8 protein-coding genes and 1 rRNA gene are annotated in these 9,881 nt (G+C 66.7%); 5 read left to right on the top strand and 4 right to left on the bottom strand.

What is annotated here, in order from left to right; all coding sequences use genetic code 11:
• The first annotated feature begins 116 nt into the window (after positions 1 to 116).
• Together rrf and C2U58_RS15400 are read left to right on the top strand one after the other, a co-directional pair.
• Positions 117 to 231, top strand: a 5S ribosomal RNA gene (gene rrf, locus C2U58_RS15405).
• A gap of 622 nt (positions 232 to 853) precedes the next feature.
• Positions 854 to 1,303: a transposase gene (locus C2U58_RS15400; protein ID WP_253256754.1), complete on the top strand. Its 450-nt coding sequence runs from the start codon at positions 854 to 856 to the stop codon at positions 1,301 to 1,303.
• Between the two features lie 63 nt (positions 1,304 to 1,366).
• Here the strand turns inward: C2U58_RS15400 and C2U58_RS15395 are convergent, their stop codons facing one another.
• Both C2U58_RS15395 and C2U58_RS15390 read right to left on the bottom strand, forming a co-directional pair.
• Positions 1,367 to 3,097, bottom strand: coding sequence for a M28 family metallopeptidase (locus tag C2U58_RS15395; protein ID WP_102946661.1), 1,731 nt, complete (start codon positions 3,095 to 3,097; stop codon positions 1,367 to 1,369).
• Between the two features lie 52 nt (positions 3,098 to 3,149).
• A complete protein-coding gene (locus C2U58_RS15390) occupies positions 3,150 to 3,812 on the bottom strand; it encodes a hypothetical protein (protein ID WP_102946647.1) in 663 nt (220 codons plus the stop codon).
• A 95-nt stretch (positions 3,813 to 3,907) separates the two neighbouring features.
• Here C2U58_RS15390 and C2U58_RS15385 point away from each other — a divergent pair, with 95 nt between their 5' ends.
• Together C2U58_RS15385 and C2U58_RS15380 are read left to right on the top strand one after the other, a co-directional pair.
• Positions 3,908 to 5,230 (top strand): peptidoglycan DD-metalloendopeptidase family protein, encoded by a 1,323-nt coding sequence (locus tag C2U58_RS15385; protein WP_301182358.1) that lies wholly within the window; start codon positions 3,908 to 3,910, stop codon positions 5,228 to 5,230.
• Positions 5,231 to 5,366: 136 nt separating this feature from the next.
• Entirely contained in the window at positions 5,367 to 6,824 is a 1,458-nt protein-coding gene (locus tag C2U58_RS15380) for a S41 family peptidase (RefSeq protein WP_102946645.1), read from the top strand.
• Here C2U58_RS15380 and C2U58_RS15375 read toward each other — a convergent pair.
• Positions 6,821 to 7,513, bottom strand: coding sequence for a rhomboid family intramembrane serine protease (locus C2U58_RS15375; protein WP_102946644.1), 693 nt, complete (start codon positions 7,511 to 7,513; stop codon positions 6,821 to 6,823). The genes C2U58_RS15380 and C2U58_RS15375 overlap by 4 nt on opposite strands.
• A 231-nt stretch (positions 7,514 to 7,744) precedes the next feature.
• On the opposite strand from C2U58_RS15375, the gene C2U58_RS15370 reads away from it, so the two are divergent.
• Positions 7,745 to 9,088: an outer membrane protein transport protein gene (locus C2U58_RS15370; RefSeq protein ID WP_102946643.1), complete on the top strand. Its 1,344-nt coding sequence runs from the start codon at positions 7,745 to 7,747 to the stop codon at positions 9,086 to 9,088.
• Positions 9,089 to 9,148: 60 nt separating this feature from the next.
• Here the strand turns inward: C2U58_RS15370 and C2U58_RS15365 are convergent, their stop codons facing one another.
• Positions 9,149 to 9,877: a ThuA domain-containing protein gene (locus C2U58_RS15365; RefSeq protein ID WP_102946642.1), complete on the bottom strand. Its 729-nt coding sequence runs from the start codon at positions 9,875 to 9,877 to the stop codon at positions 9,149 to 9,151.
• Positions 9,878 to 9,881 lie beyond the last annotated feature (4 nt).

The following is a 9,881-nucleotide window of genomic DNA, read 5'->3' as shown; positions in this document are numbered from 1 at the left end:
CTACGTCACAAGACCTATGAGAGGCTGGCGCTGATATGCGCGTCCCTTCGCAAAAGCCTGCACATCCATGTGCAGACTCTAAGAAGGCACCGCATCTGCGACACTCCAACCGTCTCCCTGGTGAAATTAGCGCTGTGGAACCACCCGATCCCATCCCGAACTCGGAAGTGAAACGCAGCTGCGCCGATGGTAGTGTGGCTCAAGCCATGCGAGAGTAGGTCATCGCCAGGGTTTACACCCAAAACCCCGCTGCTCACGCAGCGGGGTTTTTCTTTGCGTGTTCGCCGGGCAGTGAACACCGCCCACGATCTCTGTCCAACGGTAGGGTCGGTTCCCAAACGACCGCCGATAACGGTGATCGGCACGGTGACGCATGGAACCTGATCGAAGGGCGATTCCTCCGATCACAGGACATGCCCCAATGACGCGATCACCACCTCAGTGGGGCGCTCCTTCGCATCCTGCGAACGCGCCACTCGTGCATCCATGCACATCGTCGATCGGGATGCGACCCTACCGCCTGCGCTGTCTGTCCAACGGTAGGGTCGGTTCCCCAAACGACCGCCGATAACGGTGATCGGCACGGTGACGCATGGACCCTGATCGAAGGGCGATTCCTCCGATCACAGGTCATGCCCCAATGACGCGATCACCACCGCGGCGGTCGATCGGGATGCGACCCTACCGAGGGACGCCCATTCCGTCTCCGGTTGACCTACGACATATCGCATTGTCTTCCGGCACTCACGGCGGTGTTCCTCCGATACGCACGAACGTGGGGGAAAGCGAGCCTATGAGTATGTCCAGTCCCCGACTTCTCATTGGCCGCCGCTCCTTGCAGGGCGCGTGCTACATGCTCACCACCACCGTCGCAGACCGCCAACGCGTCTTCATCGATGACGCCAGCGTCGAGTGCGCGGTAGAGGCGTTTCGTTGTTCAGACAGGGAGCATCGCTCGCGAACACTCGCGTGGGTAGTCATGCCCGACCACGTGCACTGGTTGATGCAGCTGCAGAACGGCAACATCAGCCGCTGCATGGCAGCGTTCAAATCCCGGTCCGCTCGTGCGCTGAATCTGCATCGAGCGTCGCAGGGAGCGCTTTGGCAGCGTGGTTTCTACGACCACTGCATCCGCTCGGACGAGTCGCTACTCAAACAGGCCAACTACCTCATCGAGAACCCGGTTCGTGCGGGGCTCACCACCAAGGTGGGCGAGTATCCGTACTGCTGGACGCGCTGGCCTGCAGAGGCCGATGAATCTGCAGACGCCTCTCCACCCGACCAACGCAGTGACGTGGAATGACCACCAACAAAAACGGCGCCCCGAAGGGCGCCGCTCTCTTTCAACCTTGACGATGTAAAAGGCTTACTTCGCCGCAGGCTTGGGCGTTGCCGTATCGACCTTGCCCTTCATCATCTCGTCGCGAGCCGCCTTGAACGGGTTGCCCTCGTACCAGTTCGGCCACCTGCCGCCGATTGCGATCTCACGACCGACGCCGTGCAGCAGCTCCAAGTCTTCCACGGTACCGTCCAGCTTCCAGGTGCTGGCGTCATACTCGTCCTTCGGGCCGTGGTAACGGTCGCGGCCGTAAGCTTCAGCCACCTTGCGGCCGGCTTCCACGCCGCCGTCCAGCAGGTCTTCGCCGCCGTCGGCATACAGTGCCGGCACGCCGGCCTTGGCGAAGTTGAAGTGGTCCGAACGGAAGTAGAAGCCGCTCTGCACCGAGGTCTCGCCGTGCAGGGTGCGACCCTTCTCCGCGGCCAGCGGCTTGAGGATGTCCTCCAGCTGCGAGCTGCCGAAACCGGTCACGGTCAGGTCCTTGGCCCGGCCGGCCACCGACATCGCGTCGATGTTGATCACCCCGGCAATCTTGTCCAGCGGGAAGGTCGGGTGGTTCACGTAGTACTTCGAACCCAGCAGGCCCGACTCTTCCAGCGTCACCGCCAGGAACACCACCGAACGCTCCGGCGCCGGCTGCTCGTGCGCCATCGCGTCGGCGATCTCCAGGATGCCGGCCACGCCGGTGGCGTTGTCGATGGCACCGTTGTAGATGTTGTCGCCCTGCTCGCCTTCATGCTTGCCCAGGTGGTCCCAGTGCGCCATGTACACGACCGCTTCGTCGGCATGCTTGGTACCCGGCAGCACGCCGACCACGTTGCGCGACTTCTTCTCGGCGATGGTGCTCTTCAGGTCGAGCGACAGCTTGGCCTTCAGCGGCACCGGCTTGAACCCGCGCTTGTTGGCGTCCCTGTAGGCCTGGTCCAGGTCCAGCCCGGCGTCGGCGAACAGCTGGCGTGCCGCGTCCGCGCTCAGCCAGCCCTGTGCCGGCAGGCGCGGCTCCGGATCGTCCTTGGCCGGCAGGTCGTACTGCGGGCCCGCCCAGGAGTTCTTCACCACGTCCCAGCCGTACGACGCACCGGCGGTGTCGTGCACGATCAGCGCGGCGGCCGCGCCCTTGCGCGCTGCTTCCTCGAACTTGTAGGTCCAGCGCCCGTAATAGGTCATGCGCTTGCCGTCGAACAGCGTCTCGTCGTTGGCGTGGAAGCCCGGGTCGTTGACGAACATCACGACCGTCTTGCCCTTCCAGTCCTGGCCGGCGTAGTCGTTCCACTTCTGCTCCGGCGCATCCACGCCGTAGCCGACGAAGACCAGCTCGCTGCCGTCGATCTTTACTTCCTGCTGGCCGCTGCGGGTGCCGATCACCATGTCGGTGCCGAACTTCAGGTCGCGCTGCTTGCCGGCCTGGTCCAGCTTCAGCACGGTGCTTTCGTCAGCGGTGGTTTCGGTCATCGCCACCTCCTGGAACCAGCTGTCGCCGTTGCCCGGCTGCAGCCCGATGCGCTGCATCTGGTCGCGGATGTAGTTCACCGTGCGCTCTTCGCCGGTGCTGCCCGGGGCGCGGCCTTCGAACTCGTCGGACGACAGGGTCTTGACCAGCTCGCCGAAATCGCCGGCGTTGATCTCGGCGGAGAATGCGTGGCCGGCAGCGGCCGGCGCGGTGTCGGCCGCCGGCGCGGGGGCCGGGGCCGTGGTCTCGCCCTTGCACGCGGTCAGCGCGGCGGTGGCGGCCAGGCACAACAGAAGTTTGCGGGACATCATCGATTCCTGGTGACAAAGGGCCGGTGCGCGGGCACCGGGTGAAAGCGTATCAATTGGCGGGCGCGGTGTCGGTGTCGAACGGCACGGGCTCGGCGCCATGCACGGGGCCGATCGACGCGGTACGGTGCACATACAGCACGACCTCACGCTCGAAGTTCAGCTCACCGGCCACCGACGCCTTCGGCCCGATGATGATCCGCGGCTTGCGCGGTGCGCTCAGCGAAATGCCAAAACTCGGCTTTTCCACATGGATGCCACCGCCGACCTGCGAGCCGACGCCGACGGTAATGTCACCGTTGACCGTCTTGATGCTGTTGCTCAGCCGCGTCTCGACCAGCCCGATGCCGCCGTTGACGGTTTCCACGCCACCGTCGATCTGGCTGCCGCGGTCGACGAAGATGCTGCCATTGACGGTCTCGATGTTGCCTTTGGCCATGACCCGCGAGCCCAGCTTGATCGCGCCGTTGACCGTGGACACGCTGCCGGTGCTGGCGCCTTCCTCGACCTTGATGCCGCCATTGACGGTCTGGATGCTGCGCGTAGTGGCGCCGCTGCTCACCGTGATGCCGCCGTTGACCGTTTCAAGATCGCCATAGGCCTGGCCGGCCTCGGCCGTAATGTGGCCGTTGACCTTGCTGATGTCATCCACCGCCCATGCCGACCCGCAGGACAGGGTCATGGCCAACAGCAGTGGGAGCGAGAGATGTTTCATGGGTGCGTCGTCCGGTATGCGGCTGGCAGGCCGCCTGCAGGAATGTCACCATGCAGCGCTGCGATCCGCATCTGCCTGAAGTCACTGGAAAGCCCTTGCGCCACAACGTCTTTTCCTCACGCCGGCATAACAATCCGTCCACCGGGCAGGACCGTGGCCCGCTGTGGAGGCTGTCGCTGTCGGTGGCGCTGGTGCTGGCGACCCTCGGCGCAGGACCCCTGGCGGCGCAGAACCCGAAGGAAACCGAACGCAAGCTTCAGAAGCTGCGTACCGAACTGAAAGGCGTGGCGCAGGAACGCAAGACCCTCGAAGGCCAGCGCGGCCAAGCCTCGCGCCAGCTGCGCGAAGCCGACGAAAAGGTCGCGCGCACCAGCCGCGTGCTGGCCGAGACCGAAACCGCGCTGCAGCGCGAAAGCCGCGCCCTGCAGGAACTGCAGCAGCGCCGCAGCGTACTGCAGGCCGGCCTGCAGGCGCAGCGCCAGGAGCTGGCCTCGCTGCTGCGCGCCGCGTACCGGATCGGCAACAACGCCCCGTTGAAGCTGCTGCTCTCGCAGGACAAGGTGGCCGATGCCAACCGCACCCTGGCCTACCACCGCTACCTGCAGCGCGAACGCGCGCGTCGGATCGGCGCGCTCACCACCGACCTGACCGAACTGGAAACGGTGGAAGCGCAGATCGTGGAGCGGCAGCAGGCATTGGAAGGCACCCGCAAGCAGCAGAAGCAACAGGCCGCTACCCTGGCCGACGACCGCAAGATCCGCGCGGCCACCGTGGCCAGCCTGGACGAGCGCTTCAAGGACCGCAGCGAGCGCGAGAAGGCCCTCGGCCAGGATGCGAAGGCGCTGGAAACGCTGCTGGCCAACCTGCGCGCGGCCGCCGCCCGCGCCGAGGCCGAACGAAAGGCCGCCGCACGCCGCGCCGCCGCCGAAAAGGCCGCGGCCGAAAAGGCCGAACGCGCTGCCGCTGCCAGCGGCACGCGTCCGCCGCCGCGCCCGGGCAAGACCCCTCCGGCGGTGGCGTCCGCACCCGCGCCCAAGGTCGGTGGCCTGGGCTGGCCGCTGTCGGGCAACCTGCTCGCCCGTTACGGTGGCAAGTTGCCGGACGGGCGGACCAGCAGCGGCGTGCTGATCGGCGCTGCGGCCGGCAGCACGGTGACCGCGGTGGCCGATGGCACCGTGGTGTTCTCCGACTGGATGACCGGCTACGGCATGATCCTGATCGTGGATCATGGCAATGGCTACATGAGCCTGTACGCGCACAACGACACCCTCCTGCGCGATGCCGGCGGCACGGTGAAGAAGGGCGACCCGGTGGCCAAGGTGGGGAACTCGGGCGGGCAGGGGGTTACTGCGTTGTACTTTGAACTGCGTCGTAATGGGCAGCCGGTGGATCCGTCTTCGTGGTTGCAGCGGCGGTAGGTGTGCGCCCAGCCACGCACGGCGTGGCTCTACCGGCGGGGCGAGCGGCGCCGTCCTGGGCCGTTGTTCAACGGGAATTTACCGTGCGTTCGCGCATAATCGGGCGTGCCTTCCCCCGCTTACCCTGGAGTGCTTCATGCGCGTAGCCCGTTCCGCCACCCTGCTGCTGGCCCTGGTGCCGGCGCTGTCATGGGCGCAGCAGACCGCCCAGGTTCCGGAACGTGGCGGCGATGCCGCCTCCACTGAAGAAGCCGTTACCTCGCGGGTACCGCTGGAAGAGATCCGCCGTTACGTCGCCGTCTACAACGCCGTGCGAGCGGCCTATGTCGATCCGGTGGAAGACAAGAAGCTGATGCAGTCGGCCATCCGTGGCCTGCTGCTGGACCTGGACCCGCACAGCACCTACTTCGACAAGGAAGATGCCGAAGCCTTCGACGAACAGGCCGAAGGCGCCTACGAAGGCATCGGCGTGGAGCTGCAGCCGCAGCCGGACAACAGCAGCCTGAAGGTGATCTCGCCGATCGACGACACCCCGGCCGCCAAGGCCGGCATCCTGGCCGGCGATCTCATCATCGCCATCGACGGCAAGCCGATCAGCGCCATCGAAGCCACCGAGCCGCTGCGCGGCAAGGCCGGCAGCAAGGTGGTGCTGACCATCGTGCGCGAGGGCAAGCCCAAGCCGTTCGATGTGCCGATCACCCGCGAAACCATCCGCGTCACCAGCGTGCGCAGCCGCATGCTGGAGCCGGGCTATGGCTACATCCGCCTGAGCACCTTCCAGGCCGACACCGGTGCCGACTTCCAGAAGCATGTCGCCCAGCTGCAGCAGCAGGCCGGTGGCCAGCTCAAGGGGTTGGTGCTGGACCTGCGCAGCAACCCGGGTGGCCTGTTGACCGCTGCGGTGCAGGTGGCCGACGACCTGCTCGACAAGGGCAACATCGTCAGCACCCGCGGCCGCATTTCGATCAGCGATGCACGCTTCGACGCCACTCCAGGCGACCTGCTCAAGGGCGCACCGGTGGTGGTACTGACCGACGCCGGTTCGGCCAGCGCCTCGGAAGTACTGGCCGGCGCGCTGCGCGACAACGGCCGTGCCCGCGTGGTCGGCAGCCGCACCTTCGGCAAGGGCTCGGTGCAGACCGTGCTGCCGCTGGACAATGGCGACTCGGTCAAGCTCACCACCGCGCGTTACTACACGCCGAGTGGCAAATCGATCCAGGCCACCGGCATCGTGCCCGACGTGGTGCTGCTGCCGGAGAAGAAGGACGGCGACGACGAGCTGCCGGCCAGCCTGTCCGACTACAGCGAAGCCACCCTACCGGGGCATCTGCGCGGTGACGACGAAGGCGGCGAAGGCTACCAGGCCGGCGACGTGCTGCCGGGCGACGGGCCGATCAACGACGCCCTGGCCGAACTCAAGCAGCCGGGTTCGGTGGTGGCGAAGCAGAAGGCCGAAGCGGCGAAGAAGCCGGCCGCAAAGCCGGTAGCGCCGGCCGTTGGCCGGCCCACGCAGACGCCAGCACCGAAAGGGGACACCGGAACCGACGCCAACCCCGCGCCCAAACCCGAATCGAAACCCGAACCGACCCCTTAAAACCCGTGCCGCTTGCGCAGCCGCCGGGCAATGGCGGCGCGCACGTACACCCCGTAGGCCAGGCCGAACACGAAGCCGGCGATGTGCGCCCACCAGGCCACCATGCCGAAGCTCGGGCCGATGTAGGCGAACACCACCTGCAGCCCGGCCCACACCCCGATCAACAGGTAGGCCGGGGCGCGCACGAATTCCAGGAACAGGCCCAGCGGGATCACCACGCCCAGCCGGGCGCCGGGGAACAGCGCCAGGTAGGCGCCGATCAGCGCCGACACCGCGCCGCTGGCGCCGATGATGATCTGGTCGGGGCTCCCCATCGTATAGATCGCGGTGAGGTTGGAGATCGCCCCGCCCACCAGGAACAGCAGGATCAGCCGCCACGGCCCCAGCACCCGCTCGGCGGGCAGGCCGAAGATCAGCAGGAACACAAGGTTGCCCAGCAGGTGCGACCAGTCCGCGTGCAGGAACAGCGCGGTGAACAGCCGCAGCACGCTGCCGTCCTCGAACGTCGCCCACCAGTCCAGCGGCCGGGTCAGCCCGGTGGACAGCGCACCCCAGTCCAGCCACAGGCTGCGGCGGGCGTCGCCCGGCCGCGAGATCGACCACAGGAACGCCGCCCACAGCGCCGCGAACAGCAGGGGCGTGGCCCAGCGGACGGCAGACTTCTTGCGGGCGGGCAGGGAGACGAACATCGGTGCGCTAGCCTAGCGCGCCAGGGCGCCGGAAAGGGGTAAATGGCGGGTTCAGCCTGAATAGCCAGAACCGCCACCAACGTTATTGTTTCATTAACCGGTCTGGGTATACTCGCATACGGCGTCGTATGTCGGGAGGGGAATCCGGCGCGTTGTTCCAGGCCTTTCGGGGCGGGGAACGGCGCAGGCGCGCGTAGCCAAAACCACACGCAATTCCGGAGAGAACACACGATGCATACCGCTTCCACCCTCGCCCGCGTCACCGCCCTGGCTGTCGGCATCGCCGGCGTGCTGGCCGTTGGCCACGTCAACGCCGCCGCCTTCCAGCTGAAGGAAAACAGCGCCAAGGGCCTCGGCCGCGCCTTCGCCGGTTCGGGCAGCGCCCAGGGCGACGCCTCGATCATCGCGGTCAACCCGGCCGGCATGCGCCAGCTGGAAGGCACCATGGTCCAGGGCGACCTGAGCGCCATCAGCTTCAAGGCCGAATACGAAGGCACCGGCCGCAAGCCGACCGGCCAGCCGCAGACCGGCGGTGACGGCGGCGACGCCGGCATGATTGCCCCGGTTCCGGCTGCCTACTTTCACATGCCGATCGGCGAAAAGGCCCACTTCGGTGTATCGCTGACCGCTCCGTTCGGCTTCAAGACCGACTACGACAACGGCTGGGTGGGTCGCTACAGCGGCCTGAAGACCGACCTGAAGGCGATCGACCTGGGCTTCGCCGCCTCGTACGACGTCAACCCGTACGTGTCCTTCGGCGCGTCGGTGTTCGTTGAGCACCTGACCATCGAACTGAGCAACAACATCGACTTCGGCACCGCGCTGGCCCAGTCCCGCGTGCCGGGCTTCGCCCCGGGCAGTGCCGATGGCAAGCTGACCGTCGAAGGCGACAACAACGCCGTCGGTTGGACCGTCGGCGGCCTCTTCAGCCCCGATGAGAACACCCACATCGGCATCAGCTACCGTTCCAAGGTCGAGCACAAGATCACCGGCGGCGACGCCACCTTCGACGTGCCGGCCAACGCGGCTGCCGTGCTGGCCGTGGCCCAGCCGGGTCGCTTCGTGAGCACCTCCGGCAAGGCCACCCTGACCCTGCCGGCGTCGGCCACCCTGAGCGTCACCCACAACATCAACGATCGCTGGACCGTGATGGGCGACGTGACCCGTACCGCCTGGTCGACCGCCTTCGACGCGGTCACCATCGACTACGCGTCGGCGCAGCCGGACTCGGTGCTGGAATTCGGCTACCGCGACACCACCTTCGTCTCGCTGGGTACCGACTACAAGCTGAGCGACACCATCACCCTGCGTGGCGGCGTGGCCAACGACCAGACCCCGACCACCGACGCGCACCGCGACGTCCGCGTGCCGGACACCAGCCGCATCTGGCTGTCGGTCGGCATGGGTTGGACCCCGTCGGCGAACACCGAATACAACTTCGGTTACACCCACCTGCTGACCAACGATCCGAACCTGATCGTGCCGGGCACCACCAACAACCAGGGCAACTCGCTCAACGGCAAGTACAAGGTCCGCGGCGACGTGCTGGCTGCTTCGTTCCAGTACAAGTTCTGATTCACGGCGTTCGCGCCGCGTAGTACCAGGAGGCCCCGCGCAAGCGGGGCCTTCTGCGTTTCAGCACTGCGGTGAGCGGCCCGCCGCGTACAACAGGCCCTGGCGCAGGTGCGCCAGGAAATCGCGGTTGCGGTACACCGCCGTGTCGTGGCCCAGGCCGGTGTACCAGCTGCGCCCGCCGTCGAAGGCGTGGCACCACGCAATGGGGTGGTCGGTGCCCATCGTGCCGCCGCTGTAGCGCTTCTCGTCCACGGTGGCGGTCACCTGAACCGTACCGCGTGGATTGCTGCGGAAGTTGTACAGCTCGTCGCGCACCGGCCAGGTATTCCCCCGTGGCGTGCCCTCGCGTTCGGGCTGCACCGGGCTGAACTGCAGCCCCTCGGGGTGGTTCTTGAAATACGCGCCCACCAGCTGGCCGTACCACGGCCAGTCGTATTCGGTGTCGGCGGCCGAATGCACACCCATGAAACCACCGCCGGCGCGGATGAAACTCTCCATGGCCTGCTGCTGCGTGGCGTCGAGCACGTCGCCGGTGGTGTTGGCGAACACCACCACCCGGTAGCGGGCCAGGTTGGCGTCGTTGAAGTCGGCGGGGTTTTCGCTCTGGTCCACCGCCATGCGCTCACGGCCGGCCAGCAGACGCAGCGTGCTCACTGCGGTGGGGATGGAATCGTGGCGGAACTTCGCGGTGTGGGTGAACACCAGCACGCGGTCTTCCTGCGCCGTGGCCTTCCCGGCGACGGTGGACAACGACAGGACCAGCAACAGGGGCAGGGTCAATGAGCGCATGGGG

It is taken from the genome of Stenotrophomonas sp. VV52, assembly GCF_002893095.1.
In the GTDB taxonomy this organism is placed as follows: domain Bacteria; phylum Pseudomonadota; class Gammaproteobacteria; order Xanthomonadales; family Xanthomonadaceae; genus Stenotrophomonas; species Stenotrophomonas aracearum.
Note: the sequence above shows the minus strand (reverse complement) of the source record. Positions and strands in the feature narration are given on the sequence as shown.

Coding starts and splice junctions, on each gene's coding strand:
- C2U58_RS15365 (WP_102946642.1), bottom strand. CDS start 9,877: ATGCGCTCATTGACCCTGCCCCTGTTGCTGGTCCTGTCGTTGTCCACC.
- C2U58_RS15380 (WP_102946645.1), top strand. CDS start 5,367: ATGCGCGTAGCCCGTTCCGCCACCCTGCTGCTGGCCCTGGTGCCGGCG.
- C2U58_RS15400 (WP_253256754.1), top strand. CDS start 854: ATGCTCACCACCACCGTCGCAGACCGCCAACGCGTCTTCATCGATGAC.
- C2U58_RS15375 (WP_102946644.1), bottom strand. CDS start 7,513: ATGTTCGTCTCCCTGCCCGCCCGCAAGAAGTCTGCCGTCCGCTGGGCC.
- C2U58_RS15390 (WP_102946647.1), bottom strand. CDS start 3,812: ATGAAACATCTCTCGCTCCCACTGCTGTTGGCCATGACCCTGTCCTGC.
- C2U58_RS15370 (WP_102946643.1), top strand. CDS start 7,745: ATGCATACCGCTTCCACCCTCGCCCGCGTCACCGCCCTGGCTGTCGGC.
- C2U58_RS15395 (WP_102946661.1), bottom strand. CDS start 3,097: ATGTCCCGCAAACTTCTGTTGTGCCTGGCCGCCACCGCCGCGCTGACC.